This window comes from Candidatus Thiodiazotropha endolucinida (assembly GCF_001715975.1).
In the GTDB taxonomy this organism is placed as follows: domain Bacteria; phylum Pseudomonadota; class Gammaproteobacteria; order Chromatiales; family Chromatiaceae; genus Thiodiazotropha; species Thiodiazotropha endolucinida.
Genome location: NZ_MARB01000012.1, coordinates 43,336 through 59,642, shown reverse-complemented (window position 1 = coordinate 59,642; position 16,307 = coordinate 43,336). Strand labels below are relative to the sequence as shown.

Annotated in this window: 15 protein-coding genes and 2 pseudogenes; 6 read left to right on the top strand and 11 right to left on the bottom strand. The window is 54.3% G+C overall.

Features of this window, described 5'->3' with window-relative positions; translation table 11 throughout:
* The first annotated feature begins 65 nt into the window (after positions 1-65).
* On the top strand, positions 66-1,925 hold the full coding sequence (locus CODIS_RS11395; protein WP_069124936.1) for an ATP-binding protein: 1,860 nt from the start codon (positions 66-68) through the stop codon (positions 1,923-1,925).
* An 89-nt stretch (positions 1,926-2,014) separates the two neighbouring features.
* Here CODIS_RS11395 and CODIS_RS21735 read toward each other — a convergent pair.
* The 5 genes and pseudogenes from CODIS_RS21735 to CODIS_RS11375 form a co-directional block, all read right to left on the bottom strand.
* Positions 2,015-2,716: pseudogene (locus CODIS_RS21735) on the bottom strand (HD domain-containing phosphohydrolase); the annotation flags it as partial.
* Between the two features lie 102 nt (positions 2,717-2,818).
* A pseudogene (locus CODIS_RS21730) lies at positions 2,819-3,133 on the bottom strand (response regulator); the annotation flags it as partial.
* Between the two features lie 10 nt (positions 3,134-3,143).
* Positions 3,144-4,352 carry a response regulator gene (locus tag CODIS_RS11385; protein WP_069124934.1) on the bottom strand — a complete coding sequence of 403 codons (1,209 nt, stop codon included), beginning with the start codon at positions 4,350-4,352 and terminating at the stop codon, positions 3,144-3,146.
* A 254-nt stretch (positions 4,353-4,606) separates the two neighbouring features.
* Positions 4,607-5,053, bottom strand: coding sequence for an NfeD family protein (locus tag CODIS_RS11380; RefSeq protein ID WP_069124933.1), 447 nt, complete (start codon positions 5,051-5,053; stop codon positions 4,607-4,609).
* Positions 5,053-5,976 carry an SPFH domain-containing protein gene (locus CODIS_RS11375; RefSeq protein ID WP_069125101.1) on the bottom strand — a complete coding sequence of 308 codons (924 nt, stop codon included), beginning with the start codon at positions 5,974-5,976 and terminating at the stop codon, positions 5,053-5,055. The genes CODIS_RS11380 and CODIS_RS11375 overlap by 1 nt, the downstream gene beginning before the upstream one ends.
* Positions 5,977-6,082: 106 nt before the next feature.
* Here CODIS_RS11375 and CODIS_RS11370 point away from each other — a divergent pair, with 106 nt between their 5' ends.
* From CODIS_RS11370 to CODIS_RS11355, 4 genes are all read left to right on the top strand, one after another.
* The gene (locus CODIS_RS11370) at positions 6,083-6,817 is read left to right on the top strand and encodes a PP-loop family protein (RefSeq protein ID WP_069125095.1); all 735 of its coding nucleotides are present in this window, start codon (positions 6,083-6,085) and stop codon (positions 6,815-6,817) included.
* Positions 6,814-7,272 (top strand): CBS domain-containing protein, encoded by a 459-nt coding sequence (locus CODIS_RS11365; protein ID WP_069124932.1) that lies wholly within the window; start codon positions 6,814-6,816, stop codon positions 7,270-7,272. Before CODIS_RS11370 ends, CODIS_RS11365 begins: the two co-directional genes overlap by 4 nt.
* Positions 7,273-7,284: 12 nt before the next feature.
* Positions 7,285-8,595, top strand: coding sequence for an ArsB/NhaD family transporter (locus CODIS_RS11360; protein ID WP_069124931.1), 1,311 nt, complete (start codon positions 7,285-7,287; stop codon positions 8,593-8,595).
* Between the two features lie 134 nt (positions 8,596-8,729).
* Entirely contained in the window at positions 8,730-8,939 is a 210-nt protein-coding gene (locus CODIS_RS11355; RefSeq protein ID WP_069125092.1) for a hypothetical protein, read from the top strand.
* Positions 8,940-9,224: 285 nt separating this feature from the next.
* Here CODIS_RS11355 and prlC read toward each other — a convergent pair whose 3' ends face one another.
* The 4 genes from prlC to CODIS_RS11335 all read right to left on the bottom strand — a co-directional run bounded on the left by prlC (position 9,225) and on the right by CODIS_RS11335 (position 13,593).
* On the bottom strand, positions 9,225-11,255 hold the full coding sequence (gene prlC, locus CODIS_RS11350) for an oligopeptidase A (protein WP_069124930.1): 2,031 nt from the start codon (positions 11,253-11,255) through the stop codon (positions 9,225-9,227).
* A 15-nt stretch (positions 11,256-11,270) separates the two neighbouring features.
* Positions 11,271-11,810 (bottom strand): CNP1-like family protein, encoded by a 540-nt coding sequence (locus CODIS_RS11345; protein WP_069124929.1) that lies wholly within the window; start codon positions 11,808-11,810, stop codon positions 11,271-11,273.
* 245 nt (positions 11,811-12,055) lie between these two features.
* Entirely contained in the window at positions 12,056-13,009 is a 954-nt protein-coding gene (locus tag CODIS_RS11340; RefSeq protein ID WP_069124928.1) for a GIDE domain-containing protein, read from the bottom strand.
* A gap of 11 nt (positions 13,010-13,020) precedes the next feature.
* Positions 13,021-13,593: a LemA family protein gene (locus tag CODIS_RS11335; RefSeq protein WP_069124927.1), complete on the bottom strand. Its 573-nt coding sequence runs from the start codon at positions 13,591-13,593 to the stop codon at positions 13,021-13,023.
* Between the two features lie 23 nt (positions 13,594-13,616).
* On the opposite strand from CODIS_RS11335, the gene CODIS_RS11330 reads away from it, so the two are divergent.
* On the top strand, positions 13,617-14,153 hold the full coding sequence (locus CODIS_RS11330) for a gamma carbonic anhydrase family protein (RefSeq protein ID WP_069124926.1): 537 nt from the start codon (positions 13,617-13,619) through the stop codon (positions 14,151-14,153).
* 248 nt (positions 14,154-14,401) lie between these two features.
* Here CODIS_RS11330 and aroE read toward each other — a convergent pair whose 3' ends face one another.
* Together aroE and hemB are read right to left on the bottom strand one after the other, a co-directional pair.
* Complete coding sequence (gene aroE, locus CODIS_RS11325; protein WP_069124925.1) at positions 14,402-15,214, bottom strand: shikimate dehydrogenase; 813 nt, start codon at positions 15,212-15,214, stop codon at positions 14,402-14,404.
* A 67-nt stretch (positions 15,215-15,281) separates the two neighbouring features.
* Positions 15,282-16,289: a porphobilinogen synthase gene (hemB, locus tag CODIS_RS11320; protein WP_069125090.1), complete on the bottom strand. Its 1,008-nt coding sequence runs from the start codon at positions 16,287-16,289 to the stop codon at positions 15,282-15,284.
* Positions 16,290-16,307 lie beyond the last annotated feature (18 nt).

Here is a 16,307-nt window from a genome sequence, read left to right as displayed (position 1 = left end):
GCCTGTAAACAGGCCCTAATAACAACCTGCCGCCTTACCCGCTCTCTCCTGCAATAGGTGGAGTCATGTTGATTAGGCTTTTGCAATCCAGGTATTACTGGTTGTTTCCGGTATTGTTTTGGTTACTCATAACCACCACTTCCTTGATATGGAATCTCTCCCGTATCGATCGATCCGTCAAAGATATCGCCTTTGAACGCGGACGCATTATGTTTGAGATGGTCAGGCTTACCAAGATCAATCCTGTTTTGATGGCCAATGATCCTGCCGTTTTCAAGAAACAGGTTATGGATGATATTCACTACAGAACAGTGTCGGCACAGCCGGTGAATCCGGAAAATATGGCAGAAGCGTGGGAAATGGAAGCGCTTTCCAAACTTGAGAATGGGACTGGGTATGTGTTCCAGCCGTTCCTGGACCAGGCGCAAGGATATTTCAGGTATATCGGCCCGGTATTCATGCAGGAGCAGTGTATCCAGTGTCATGGTTACGAGGGCAAAAAAGTAGGTGATTTACGTGGCGGCATCAGCGTCAAGGTGATGGCGCAACCGATCATGGATTCGCAATTCCAGTTCAAGCAGATGATGACCTTCATGCATGTGGCCGGTTTCGTGCTTATTTCCCTGACCAGTGTCTTGCTGATCCAACAATTACGAAACCAATTCAACCTATTGAACCGCACCAAGAATGAACTGAGGGAGAAGGAGCAATTTCTGAGTGATGTGACCAACAGCATGAGCGAAGGGTTTGTGGTTATCGACCAGCAAGGGGCAGTGCGATATACCAACCCGGAGAGTGAATGGTTGTTGGGCTGGGATGGTGTGGAAATGGAGGGATGCCAATTTGTCGAATTGGTCTACGGAGACAAGCAGCCCACCGGCGAGAATAGCGTCAAATCGGCAATCGACATGACCCTGAGAGATGGATTGATCCGCACCGGCTTCGATGATGTATTTCTCCACAAAGAGGGCCGTCAGGTCGATGTTGCCTTCTCGGTATCACCCCTGCTCAGAGAGGTGAGCGATAGCGGCGTGGTGGTCACATTTAATGATATCTCTGAACGGAAACGTGCCGATGAGGAGCGCAGAAACCTGGAGCGCCAACTGAATCAAACCCACAAGATGGAAGCGGTGGGGCAGCTGGCGGGGGGCATCGCCCATGAGATCAATACCCCGATTCAGTATGTTGGCGATAACCTTAAATTCATCAAGGAATCCTACGAAGATTTGGGTTCACTGCTGCAGGATTACTCAAACCTTATGCACAAGGCCGCTGAGATACCTGAGTTGGGAGCGGAAGCGGCTAAAGTGAAGGAAACCATTGATGAGATCGATCTGGCCTACCTGGAGGAGGAGACATCTAACGCCATACAGCAGTCGATCTCCGGTGCCAGTCAGGTTGCGCATATTGTGCTGGCAATGAAAGAGTTTGCCCATCCCGGCTCAAAGCAGATGGCCCTGGCGGATATGAATCGGATTGTCAGCAATGCTGTCGCAGTCTGTAAGAACGAATGGAAATATGTGGCGGATACGGATTTGAAGCTTGGTGACAACCTGCCTCAAGTCGAGTGCCTGGGGGGCGAGATCTCCCAGGTTGTGCTCAATTTGGTTATCAATGCGGCCCATGCCATAGAAGCGGCCCAGTTGCAGCAGAAGGGAAAAATCACCATCACCACGTCTCACAGTGAGAATAGTGTGGAGGTAAGGGTTGCGGATACGGGTACCGGCATACCCATGGAGGTGCAGGACTCTGTTTTCAATCCCTTCTTTACCACCAAGGATGTAGGGCGTGGCACCGGGCAGGGATTGGCGATTGCCCAGGATATCGTGATGGGCAAACACCAGGGGGAACTGTTTTTCGAGACAGAGGAGGGGAACGGCACAACATTCGTGATGCGCTTGCCGCTGCAGAGAAACTCAGCCTAAGTACCCCCATCAGAATGCCAAGGATTGAAGGATGCCGGCAGATGGACCTTGAGGCGTGGTGGTATGAAACCCCGCGACAACCGGTAGCGTCAAGTGACCTTGAACACTCTTACCGAACCGGATACGATCCCGCTCTCTTCTGCCGCCAATAGCCGGAATAGTACTGCCTGGCTGAGCGCCTGACCCTTGGCCACCAGCAGTGTGCCGGCTTGTGTCTTGATCGGTTGATCGAGTATCAGTCCGGGTTCCAGCTTATCGATAGGTAGCGTCATGACCTCAACCTTGCGGTCCTGAGAGCCCAGTGCCAGGGTTTCGACCAGTATCGGATCATAGTTTGCAGGGTTGTCCTTAAGCTCGTCGATCGCTGCCTGCTCATCCATGCCTTGGCTGACCAGGTGCTCATAGGCAATAGCGACACGTAAGATCTGGCCACCGAGAACAGCCTTGTTCTGATTTGAGAGTTTTCCCTGAAATTCGATCTTTCCCACATTATCGTTCTGTCGCTCCACCATCTCGGAGACGACTTCCAGTCTGGGGATGTGTTTCAGGAGCCTTGCCCCCATGGCGGGATGAGATGCGTAGTGCTGGCGTTCCGCCTGACTCAACTCCTCGCCTTCAGCGACTTTGCGTACCAGGTCCTCCGGCAGGCTGATATAGCCCAATTGGCACAACATGGCGGCAAGGTTGTAGTGCCAGCTGTCTTCCAGGGAGAGACTGTTGACGATGGTATGGGCATATTGTTTGATCCGTGACGAATGGCTGAAGGCGACCGGATTGACCATGCTGAGTATATCCGCCATCAGGTCGACTGCGCCTTTGAGGGTCTTATTCAGGAGTATCTTTTCCGAGGTGATCAGGCGATACTGCTGTACGGCATCGGTAATTGTCTGATAGAGCTGGTCAGTCTCCACGGGTTTGTTCAGGAAACGAAAGATATGACCGTCGTTGACCGCATCAATGGCCACATCCAGGTTGGCGTTACCGGTGAGCATGATGCGAACCGTATTAGGTGAAATCGTATGTACCTTGGAGAGAAACTCAATCCCGTTCATATTCGGCATCTGCATATCGGAGATAACCACCGCAAATGGTCCGCCATCCTGAACAGCCTGTACCCCGTCCGCGCCGCTGGTGGCGGTTTCTAGATTGAGACGTTTACGAAATTGACGACGGAAAGAATCGAGCAGATTGCGGTCGTCATCGACCATCAGGACCTTTTCAGGCAGCTTTTCCATTAAGGTACTCCTCAGTAATGGATCTCCACTTACTAAACTCATCAGCTGTCAGCAGGGCCTCCAACCGCTCTGTAGAATAGTAGTCGTTGTATCGAGTGTTCTTGAATCCGTTCACAAGCAGGTTGGCGGCGTATACCAGCAGGCAATCGAGACGCTCGCGACTCTGCTCTTCCGCTGTGTGGTGCAGGGCAACCGCCTCGACTGCACTGAAGGGAAGTCCCCACAACCCCATCAGATAGGCGCCAACGGTGGCATGGCTACACCATAATGATTCAGATTCGATCTCATACAGCGGTGCATTATCCCGCCCTGCCTGTTGCACGATACGTCGATACTCTGCGCTATTATGGGTGGCCAGGAGCAGTTTCCCCAGGTCATGCATCAGACCCGCCATTATCGGAAGCTGACGCTGTTGCTGGTCCATCCCGGCTGCCTGGGAAAGGCGTTGTACCAGTCCCGAGACGAGCAAGCTGTGCTGCCACAGTTGTTCCAGGTGAAACTCTTTCATCACATCGGGTTCGAGTTGTGAAAAGACACCAGCGGTCAGTGCCAGGTTGCTGGCCGCCTCTATGCCCAAAAGCGTTACGGCACGTTCCGGTGAGGCGACCTGCTGTGGCAGACCGAAGAAGGCCGAGTTGACCATCTGCAGAATTTTCGCCGACATGCCGATATCCTGAGCCACGATCTTGCCGATATCCTGGACCGAGGCGGTGTCGGATTGCAGGGCTGTAATCATCTGCTGATAGGTTGAGGGTAGACTGGGCAGGGTGCCCAGGCTGCTGATCATCTCCTCGATGGATGGATTGCTTAACAGACTTCGTAAATGAAATACCCGGTGCAGGATGTTAATCAGCTCGTCGCTACTGCAAGGCTTGGCGATGAACTGGTGGGTATGATGGACAACCTCCTGTGCCGGGGGGCGCATCGCCTGCCCTGAAAACAATAACCGTGTTGTACTCGGGTAGTGGAGTTTGATCTCTTTCAGCAGTTCACTGCCCGGCATGCCGGCGAGCTGGGTTTCACTGACCACAATGTCCACGGCTGCCTGCTGCATGATTTCCAGAGCCTGTTGTGCATCTTCGGCATAGTGGAGTTGCCATTTATCCCTGAATTCGCGCAGGGTTCGTTTCAAGGACTGTAGCTGATTGCTATCACTGTCGACGAATAGAATTGCGTGGGTCTCTGTGTGCATGTCAGTTGCCTCTGAATGCCGCCAGGTTTTAGTGCGACAGCTCATCCATGAGGCGGTGACTGATTGAGGGAATGAGCTGTGGAAATTCCCCGACCGCTGACCTATCCCGTTCAACGATTTACGGCAACATTTAGTGACAGGCCTATTTTATATATCGGTACGACCAAAGGGATTCTTGAGTTTGTTTTCCCAAAATCATAATAGCTCTTTTTGCCGGACTTTACAGATGCCTGAACATTAACAAGCTGAAAGTATCAGTCGACTGGAGAGACCTGCAATACTACACCCTGCACACCGGAGATTCTGATTCGGGTTCCGGCGGGACAATCCTCTCCGGTGATCTTCCAGGTGGTGTCGTCCACATGGATCTTACCCTCGCCATTGACAATGGGTTCCTGAAGGGTGAAGGTGCGGTCGAGATACTGCTCACCCCTTCGATTGAGATGGGGCTGGTCGGTTTCGATGGGTCTGCGCTGGAGAAAGGCGCGCACCAGGACAATGATCGTGACACTCAACAAGGCAAACAGCAGCATCTGTATCTGCCAGGTGATGTCAGGTATCAGCAATAACAGCAAACCAACCGTTCCCGCCGCCAGGCCCAGCCATAGGAGAAAGGCGCCGGGTGAGAAGACCTCGAGAATCATCAGCACCACGGCAAGTATCAGCCAGTGCCAGTAATCGAGCTGGGTGAACCACTGCATCAATCCACTCCTTTTGTCTTTGTGTCGAATGACTGCTTGGCAATTTCAGTGATTCCGGCAAGGGAACCGATCAGGCTCGACGCCTCCAGCGGCATCATGATGACCTTCTGGTTTTCGGCCGCGGCAATCTGTTGCAGGGCTTCGGTATATCGCTGTGCAACGAAGTAGTTGATGGCATTGACATCCCCCTTGGCGATCGCTTCCGATACCATTTCGGTCGCCCTTCCTTCTGCCTGAGCCAGTCGCTCCCGTGCCTCCGCCTCACGAAAAGCGGCCTCTTTCTCGCCCTCGGCCTCCAGGATGGCGGATTGCTTTTCACCCTCCGCCTTGAGGATGGCGGATTGGCGCATCCCCTCCGCTTCGAGGATGGCGGCGCGCTTCTCCCGCTCGGCCTTCATCTGCCTGGCCATGGCGTCGACCAGATCTCTCGGGGGCGAGATGTCCTTGATCTCGATACGGGTCACTTTCACGCCCCAGGGTGTGGTGGCGTCGTCCACTACAGTCAGCAGTTGGGTATTGATGGTATCGCGTTGGGAGAGCAGCTGGTCCAGATCCATCGAACCCATGACGGTACGGATATTGGTCATGGTCAGGTTGAGAATGGCGCTGTAGAGGTTGTTGACCTCGTAGGCCGCCTGGGAGGCATCGAGTACCTGAAAAAAGATCACCCCGTCCACCGTGACCATGGCGTTGTCCTTGGTGATGACCTCCTGCGAGGGCACATCCAGTACCTGCTCCATCATATTCATCTTTTTACCGATCTGATCGACGATCGGAATAATGAGGTTGAGCCCGGGTCGCAGGGTCTTCGTATAGCGCCCGAAACGCTCCACGGTATATTCGTTTCCTTGCGGCACCCGCTTCGCACCGAGTACCACCAGTACGATCGCGAACACCAAGACGACAATTACGAAGATATCCATATTCATGATCCTCTATTGTGCTGAGATTCCGCAAAGATGCTTGATCCGGCCACCAAATGCAATCATCAGCATTGGTGGCCACCGGGCTTCATGTCAAAATGCACCGATGACCGAGTATCAAAAACCACCGAAATCCCTGTTGCGCAAGGTCGGCAAGGCGATTGCCGATTTCGACATGATCCGTGAGGGGGACAGAATCCTGCTGGGTGTTTCCGGCGGCAAGGATTCCCTCTCACTACTGCAGGTCCTCTACCATCTGAAGCGCTATGCCCCGGTCCGCTTCGAGCTGGGGGTCATCACTGTCGACCCGCAGATCGAGGGTTTCAATCCGGCGCCGCTCAAGGCCTACTATGAAGGACTCGGGGTGCCTTGGCACTATGCGGAGCAACCCATCATGGAAGAGGCCAGGGAGAACATGGATGGAAACTCCTTCTGTGCCTACTGTGCACGGATGAAACGCGGCATTATGTATACCACAGGTCGTCGCGAGGGCTATAACGTGCTGGCCCTGGCGCAGCATCTGGATGATCTGGCAGAGAGCCTGTTGATGTCCTTGTTTCATGAAGGGCAGCTGCGCACCATGAAGGCCCACTATCTCAACGATGCGGGAGATATCCGGATTATCCGGCCCCTGGCCTACTGCCGCGAGACCCAAACAGGCGCCTTTGCCGTCGAGGCCGGTTTACCGATAATTCCCGATAGCTGTCCCGCTTGCTTTACCGCCCCCACCCAGCGAGCATATATGAAGCAGCTGCTGGCAAGGGAGGAGCGGCAGAACCGGCACCTCTTCGCCCATATGTTGCATGCCATGAAGCCATTAATGGATGAAACGCCACCATGAAGATCAAACATATATCGATTCCCACCAAGGTCGCCCATCCGGGGATGCGTATCGGTGAGGTGATGTGGGAGTGTGTGGAGAAGGATGTTCCGGGGATACCCTATGTGGATGCCGAGGGAAAACTGAGTGGCCGTTTCTCCGTCAGGCATCTGTTTCTGCTCTGCTGTATACCCGAGGATGTGATCCACGGCGCCCATCTGCTCGGTGACGATATCGAGCATCTCGATTTCCCCCACATGCGCGCGGATGAACTGATGGAAGAGGTGGTGGATGATTACATCTTCCCCGATGCAATTCAGCTGTCGTCAAATTTTCAGGCAATCAAGGCATTGGCGATCATGGAGCAATACAATACAGAATATCTGTTTGTCACCGAGGAGGGGGAGTACCAGGGTGTGGTAACCCGGATGAGTATCGCCAGGGCGGTCGTCACCAAAGAGTGCTGCGTCGAGTAGACGACCGGACAGATGGAGACGATAACCTCGGAAATGTGGGCCTCGGCGATTGTCCTGGTGCTCTCCTATGTGCTGATCTTTTCGGAGAAAATGCACCGTACGATCGCCGCAATCCTCGGTGCGGTGGTGATGATCGGGATTGGCATGTTGATGGGGTTCTACACCCAGGAGGCGGCCATCCTGGCGGTTGACGGCAATACGATCCTGCTTCTTGCCGCAATGATGATGCTGGTGGCCCTGTTACGACCGACCGGCGCCTTCGATTTCGCAGCCGTGCACATCACCCACTGGGCAAACGGCAATCCCAAGCTGCTGCTGATCTATCTCAGTCTTGCGGTAAGTGTGATCAGCATGATCCTCGATAATGTCACCACAGTCATTGTGTTTGCGCCGCTGACGGTCTTGATCTGTCGTCTGCTCAAGATCAATCCGATGCCCTATCTCATGGCGGAGGCGATGCTGTCCAACATCGGCGGTGCCGCCACTCTGGTGGGCGACCCGCCGAACCTGATGATCGGCAGTGCGGCAAATATCAGTTTCAACTCCTTCCTGGTACACATGGGTTTGCCGGTATTGGTGGTGTGGATAGGTACTGTGGGACTGATGTTGTACCTATTCAGGAATCAGCTCAAAAGTGGGGGCGAGGATCCCAGGAAGTTGGTGGCGACACATGCGATCAAGGACGCCCAGGGTCTGAAGAGAATTCTGTTTGCCCTTGGGGTTGTGGTGGTGCTGTTCTTTGTCCATCACAATCTGCATCTATTGCCGGCCTACGCCTCGTTTATCGGTGTCAGTATCGCGCTTATTTCGATGCGTCCCGATGTGGAGAAATTGTTTGGTTCGGTGAATTGGTCGGTGCTGTTTTTCTTTGCCGGGCTGTTCATCATTGTCGGCGGCGTTGAGTCATCGGGATTGCTCGATCTGTTCGGCCATAAATTGGCGATGCTGGCAGAGGACCCTGCCATGCTGATGTTGACCGGGCTGTTGCTGATGTGGGTGGCAGCGATCCTGAGTGCGGTGGTCGACAATATCCCCTTTACCGTCACTATGATTCTGATCATCCTTGGGCTTGAGAGCAGCGGTGTGAATATCGCCCCTCTGTGGTGGGCCTTGGCCTTGGGAGTGGGGCTGGGAGGCAACGGCACCCATCTTGGTGCTACCGCCAACATCATCGCTGTCAGTGAATCGGAAAAGAGCGGTATGCCCGAGGCCAGGATCTCCCCCATGATATGGATGCGTACCGGTCTGCCGGTGATGTTTTTCGGTCTGTTGTTGGCCAGTTTCGTCTATTGGTTCTTTTTCGAAATGTTCACCACCGCGTAATCTTTATTCAGCGGCCAGCGTCTGCTAATTCCCCAATTTCCTCATCTGATTAGAGCCCGATATTTACTTGATTGTTTTGCTAGGTATTTCTATAGCTTAAAGGTGATGAGAGACGCTTTGCGGAGATGCCGAATATGAATATTCGAACCACCTTGGACCCGATTACCTTGCGTGATGTGACCGATATAGAGGGACATCCCTGTCTCTATGAGGGTGACGGCGATAATGGCGTTGAAATCTACTTTGAAAGTGAGGTAACCAAGAGCATCTACCAGAACATGGTGTTGGAGGATCGTAAAATAGTCTGTGGAAACGATACGGATGACTATATCGCTGAGGGTTAGCCCTCCGCGATAATTCGATCGCACAATTCGGAATAGAGTGATTATCCCTCTGGGGAGGGTTAGCGAAAACTGGTTGATCTGCCTTACCTGCCAACTGTTACCTCACAGTAAATGGTTGATATAGGGTGCATGAGGCGGTGATCAGTGGTGTTGGTTGGGTATATTCAAGAAACCCGACAGGGGTGGCGCGTCAGCGTCACCCGGTTTTTTTAAGGCCTGTCAACACTGTTCCAATCGGCGCTGCCGGGGCTGTTATTCCGCCCAGCAGCGTTACCATTACTGGCCCTAGGGGCCCAGGATGCCGCTATGGCGCAGCAGGGGTTCAATCTCGGGCTCTCTGCCCCTGAAGGCCACGAAGAGTTCCATTGCGTCCCTGGAGCCTCCCTGCTGTAACACTTCCCGGAGAAAGGCCTGCCCGGTATCCGCATTGAATATCCCACGCTCCTCAAACAGGGAGAAGGCATCGGCCGAGAGTACTTCCGCCCATTTATAGCTGTAGTAACCTGCGGCGTAGCCACCGGCGAAGATATGGGAGAATCCATGGGCGAACCGGTTCCAGGCCGGAGGCGTGATGACAGCCACCAGTTGACGCACTTCCTGCAGGATTTCGTAGATGCGCCCACCCCGTCGTGGATCATATTCGCGGTGAATACGAAAGTCGAACAGCGCGAACTCCAGCTGACGCACCATCTGCATCGCCGACTGAAAGTTTTTCGCCGTATACATGCGCCGATAGAGTTCATCGGGAATAGGGTCACCGGTGTCGACATGGCCCGAGATCAGATCGAGGGCCGCTTTTTCCCAGCACCAGTTTTCCATGAACTGGCTGGGCAGTTCCACCGCATCCCAGGCAACACCGTTGATGCCGGCGACGGCTGGGTAGTCCACCGTGGTTAACAGATGGTGCAGACCGTGGCCGAATTCATGGAATAGGGTCAGCACCTCATCGTGGGTGAAGAGCGAGGGTTTGCCGTCCACTGGGGGTGAGAAGTTGCAGGTGAGATAGGCGACCGGGATCTGGTCCACGGTGTCTGTGAAGAAGCGGGTTGCACATTCATCCATCCAGGCACCGCCACGCTTCTTGGGGCGTGCATAGAGATCGAGATAGAACTGGCCCCGCAGGTGATTGTGGCTGTCGCGGATCTCGAAGAAACGAACGTCCGGGTGCCAGGTGTCGATGCCCCTGGTCTCTTCGATGCGAATACCGTACAGACGCTCCACCACCGCGAACATGCCAGGTAATACACGGGTTTCCGGGAAGTAAGGCTTCAGCTCCTCCTGGCATATGTTATGACGAGCCTGGCGCAGTTTTTCCGCGTAATATCCGATATCCCACGCCTGCAGATCATCGAAACCATATCTCTCCGATGTGAATTCCCGGAGTTCATTCAGTTCGCGTTCCGCTTGAGTGCGCGATCGTTCGGCAAGGTCTGTGAGAAAGGCGATCACCTCATCGCTTGAACGGGCCATTTTCTTGGCCAGTGAGCGATCGGCATAGTTGGAAAATCCCAACAGGCCAGCCTGTTCGTGACGCAGTTCGAGTATCCTTTCCATGGCTTCGGTATTATCCCATTGCCCGGCGTGCGGCCCTTGATCCGATGCCCGGGTGGCGAATGCCTCATAGATCTCACGACGCAGTTGACGATCATCGGCGTAGGTCATCACCGGCAGATAGGAGGGATACTCAAGGGTCAGCAACCATCCCTCCTGGTCGCGCTGAGCAGCGGTTTGGCGGGCCAGCGCCAAAGCCGATTCCGGCAAACCCTGCAGGTCCGATTCATCCGTGATCAGTTTGCTCCAGGCGTTGGTGGCATCGAGTAGGTTTTCTTCGAACTTGGTGGTCAGTTGAGACAGCTCCTGGCTGATCTCCTTGAATCGCTGCTTCTTATCCTCTTCCAGATCGACACCGGACAGGTGAAAATCGAGCAAGGCGTTCTGCAACAGCTTTTGCTGGGCTCGGTCCAGTCCCGCTTCTTCGGCAACCTGTTTGTAGGCATTGCAGAGTTGGCCGTTTTGCCCGACTTCGGTGGCATACTCGCTCAGTTTGGGTAGCACTGCATTATAGGCAGTACGCAGCTCATCATTGTTGACCACGGCGTTCATGTGACTCACTGGTGACCAGGCACGGCTGAGACGATCCTCTGCCTTTTCCAGGGGTTCGATCAGATTTTTCCAGGTGTATTCTTGCTGCGAGCTCAGTAGCTGTTGAATGGTCTGCCGGTTCTCCTGCAACAGTTGATCCATGGCAGGCTCAACCACATCCGGAGTGATGGAAGAGAAAGCGGGCAATCCTTGCATATTGATCAGGGCATTCATGGGGTAGGCTCCGGATTAGTCAATGGCTAGTGTGCGATTGTCGCGCATGGCGCGAAAGATGGCGTCGGGTGAATTGCTTTGGCCGGTCAGCAGATTGCAGATCAGATCGTCATACAGGGCGGCGCGAAAATCTGTTGACTCATCTTTCGGGATGGTCTGCCATTCCGGCTTCGTCGCGGCAAACAGTTTGTCGTCGCTGCCGTAGCCGTAGACCTTGAACAGCCGTTCACCACAGCGAAATGCTTCATAAGAGGTATTTGTGGCCCCAGTTCGTGAGCGGATAACCACAACGAACCGTGTGACCTTATCGTCACCTGTCTGCAGTGAACCCCGTTCGATAAAATATTGCAACCTGGGATCATTGGCGCTGACCTGAAACGCCTGCAAATCGTCCAGGTCGATCTTCTCCGGAAGTGTTGTTTCCCCCTCCTTGAAAGGCTCCTCCGGCTGCCAGTAAATATCATCCGAGGAGTCGTCCATGAGGATATTGTCGGCAAGCAGTGTGGATGTGCAAAAGAGCAGCATCAGGGCAAGTGGATAGGTCCTGGTTCGCATCTGAAATCCTGTTGATGTCATTGTGTATAGCTGTCTGGTCATCGGGTTGATACATTCTCGCACTACACCGCTGCCGTAGGAATAGTTCGGTGCCGATTTCAGCCCTGTGTTATTCGATGTATTTCCTCTCAGATATCGGCAACAGTCACTATCGTCCACCCCTGGAACAGCTAGCTGTATGGGCCCCGGCATGAATTAGGGCCTGTTAACACCGGCTGTCGCAGCAGGGTGAATGCCGCTTTCATTCAGAGTTGGGTCAATCGGGAAGTGACAAAAAATACGGCGCCGGATCCAACCGTGAAGAATGCGGCAAGGGCGGCGAGGGTGAGCAAGCGGTAGTGGCGGACCAGTTCAAACTCCGCTTTGGTCGAGATTAATAGCGGACGCCGGTTGGTACCCGTACTGCTCAGAGTATGGAGCGGCTGCTGATCCTGCTGCATCTGCTCCCGGGTGACTTCGCGCTCGGCGCTGCGGCGGACCGATTCCCATTCATCCATATCGATTTGACCATCACGATTTTTATCGAACCGCTCAAGCAGGGTTGCATGATCCGCTTTCCATTGGCGCAGTCGGCCCTTGATCATGTCGTCACGCATCGCCTTGCGATCGATTTCACCGATGGAGCTGAAGAGGCCGATGGCATACAGTGGGTCGCCGGGGACAATGGTCTCTTCGATGTAGCGGTAGTCACCGCCGAAGGTATGATGGGTCGAGATGCGGACACCGAATCTTTCCGTTTTTCGGTGAACGGTGCCGGTACCCCGGTCGGGGCCGGCCGAGGGTGTCTCATTGGGTCCGTACCAGATACTCTTTTCACTGGGCGAGATGTTGGCTCCCTCCGGGTCGAGTATGCATTCACCGGTTGCATCCTTCAGCAGGAACAGGCTCTCACTCCTGTCGGAGCGTACCGTGCGCCACCCCTTGTCGCTTTTTTTCTCGATCTTATAGCGCCACCAGCAACAGGATATGCCGCTGAGGGGGGCAATCACCGGCTCACCGGTCATCAGCGCCGCCTCGCCGGTCAACTCCACATAGCCCTGGGGCGCTGATCGGATAAGTGAAGTGGGCGTGTCTTCGATCAACCTGGCTCGATGGAGGTTTCTAAAGGTGAAATAGAGCGCGACCAGCGTCAACACTGTCAACGTCAGGGTCCAGAACCAGAAATATCCATCGCCGATACCGGCAAGATTTCCCAGCACCTACCTAGGCCCTAGCTGAACAGGGCGCCCATGTCGACATCTTTCAATTCAGTCTCATCGAATTCCAGCAATTCCGCCGGTTTGAAGCCGAACTGTTTCGCCAGGATCAGATCGGGAAACTGCTCGATCCGGACGTTATTGATGTTGACGCTTTCGTTATAGAATTCGCGTCGGTCTGCGATGCTGTTCTCAAGTCCCGTTATCCTCGACTGCAGGTGTAAAAAGGTCTCATTGGCCTTCAGGTCGGGGTAGTTTTCAGCTACCGCGAACAGGTTGCCGAGACCCAGCCGCATCTGGCTTTCGGCGGCGCCCACCGCAGCCACATCACCCTGGCTTAAGGCACGACTTACCGCACTGCGGGCAAGCATCACTTTCTCCAGGGTTTCCTGTTCGAATTTCATGTATTGTTTACAGGTCTCGACCAGTTTCGGAAGCTCGTCGTGACGCTGTTTCAGCAGTACATCGATGTTCGACCATGCCTTGGAGACGTCGTGCTTCAAGCGCACCAGATTGTTGTAAATCAAGACGCCATAGATCAGGATAGCGATGACCGTCCCTATCAGGACGAAGGTAACGATTTCCATTAATTCTGAATCCTCTATCTGTTATGTCAAAACTGCGTCGTTTTGAAACCAACTATCCGGACATCGCCGAAGATGCCTATGTGGATGAGCATGCGATCGTAATCGGTGATGTGACGATCGCATCCCAATCCTCGGTCTGGCCTATGTGCGTCATACGCGGCGACGTGCATCGGATCAGCATCGGTGCACGAAGCAATATCCAGGATGGCTCAATTCTGCATGTCTCCCACGACAGTTTCTATCAACCCGGTGGCAGCCCGTTGACCATCGGCGAGGGTGTCACGGTTGGCCATAAGGTGCTTTTACATGGCTGTGAAGTGGAAGACAATTGCTTTATCGGCATGGGGTCGATAATTCTTGATGGGGCGGTGATAGAGTCCCTGACGATGTTGGGTGCCGGTTCCTTGGTTCCCCAGGGTAAGAGACTGGAAGGCGGTTATCTCTGGCTGGGTCAGCCTGCGCGTCGCGTGCGGCCGCTCAGCGACCGGGAGAAGGAGATCATGCTGTATAATGCTGAACATTATATAAAATTGGCTCAACGCCATCGGGATCCGTCCTAGAATCTGTCAACAGTCCCTAGCAAGCCGCAAATGCCGCAAAATTGTTCTAAGTCCGCTATTGAGCGCGAATAAACGCAAATTTATTTCTTAGGGCCTGTTAACACCAATCCAATCAGCCCTGCTGCAGCTTTTGTGACACCCTTTTCCGAATATTGGATATAACCCCTAATAATGCGTTTATTCGCGTTCATTTGCGGACTATTCATAATATACGTGTAAGTGCGGCTTGTGCTGACGGGGCTAATTCCCTATTCACGTAACATGGCAATGACCGGGGATGTCTCGGGCAGGATTCCCCGCCATAGTCGAAACGACTCGGCCGCCTGTTCCACCAGCATGCCGAGGCCATCCAGCGAGCGTGCCGCCTTGTGCTCATAACCCCACTGTTGAAAAGCGGTAGCCTGGTTGCTGTAGAGCATGTCGTAGCACCATCCGCCTTTGCTCAGCACGCTATCGGGTATCGAAGGAACCTCCCCGGCAAGCCCGGCCGCAGTGCCGTTGATGATCAGATCAAACTCCATGCCTGCCAATTCATCCAGACCGCAACCCGCCACCTGGCCATAGTTTGATACGCCGTTTGCCAGTGAATAGGCCTTGCTGGCGGTTCGATTGGCGATGATTATCCGTTTTGGGTGCTGCTCCAGTAGAGGGCGGATGACACCCCTTACCGCGCCACCGGCGCCCAACATCAGAATCCGTTTTCCCTGCAGACGGAAACCCTGGTTGACAGTGAGGTCCCTTACCAGTCCTATACCATCCGTGTTGTCACCACGTAATTGATTGTTCTCCAGTCTGATCAGAGTATTGACCGCACCCGCCGTATGCGCTCCCGGGCTCAGTTCATCCGCCAGCCGCCATGCCTGCTCCTTGAACGGCACGGTGACGTTGAGACCCAGTCCGCCCTCGCCGAGAAAGCGCCGTACATCGCCGGCAAAATCATCGATATTTCCCAGAATGCGCCCATATTCGACAGGCTCACCGGTTTGTTGTGCGAAGGCCCGATGAATCTCCGGTGACATACTGTGTTCAATAGGGTTTCCGATGACGGCATATTTATCCATAACGGTTCTGTGGTTCCTGCGCTGATGGATGGTTGGCTCTGCTGAAGGCGTGCAGATAAATCAAAACTCATTGCATCCACTCCGCCACCTGCTTTGCGAAATAGGTAAGGATACCATCGCACCCCGCCCGCTTGATGCACAACAGAGACTCCATCACCACGGCCTGTTCGTCCAGCCATCCCTGCTGGGATGCCGCTTTCAACATCGCATATTCCCCGCTGACCTGATAGGCGAATGTGGGTACCTGGAAGGTCTCCTTGACACGTCTGACGATATCCAGATAAGGCATGCAGGGCTTGACCATGACCATGTCGGCCCCCTCCTGCAGATCGAGGGCCACCTCATGCAGGGCCTCATCGCTGTTGGCCGGGTCCATCTGATAGCTGTATTTGTTACCGCCGCCGAGATTGGTTGCAGAACCCACCGCATCGCGGAAGGGACCATAGAAACTGGAGGCATACTTGGCCGCATAGGAAAGAATGCGGGTGTGGATGAAGCCACTTTGTTCCAATTCGTCCCGTATCGCACCGATCCGACCATCCATCATGTCGGAGGGAGCAACGATATCGGCGCCGGCCTCTGCGTGCGACAGGGCCTGTTTCACCAGAACATCCTTGGTTTCATCATTCAGCACATAGCCTGTCGCATCGATCAGGCCGTCCTGCCCATGAGTGGTAAAGGGGTCGAGAGCGACGTCGGTGATGATGCCCAGGCCCGGCACTGCCTCCTTGATGGCCCGTACCGCCCTTTGCGCCAATCCCTGGGGATTATAGGCCTCTCTCGCATCCTCGCTTTTGGCGGATAGGGGTGTAACCGGAAAAAGCGCCATCGCCGGGATGCCAAGACCCTCGATCTGTTTCGCCTCCCCGACCAGCAAGTCGATACTCATGCGTTCGACCCCGGGCATGGACGGGACCGCTTCCCGGGCCCCGTTTCCCTCCAGTACGAATACCGGGTAGATAAAGTCCGCAGGGGTAAGATGGGTCTCCCGCATCATACGGCGGGAGAAATCGTCACGCCGCATGCGCCGCATGCGCGTGGTGGGATATGGGGATCGGCTGTTATTGCTGGACATCACAAAATCTCTATCAGT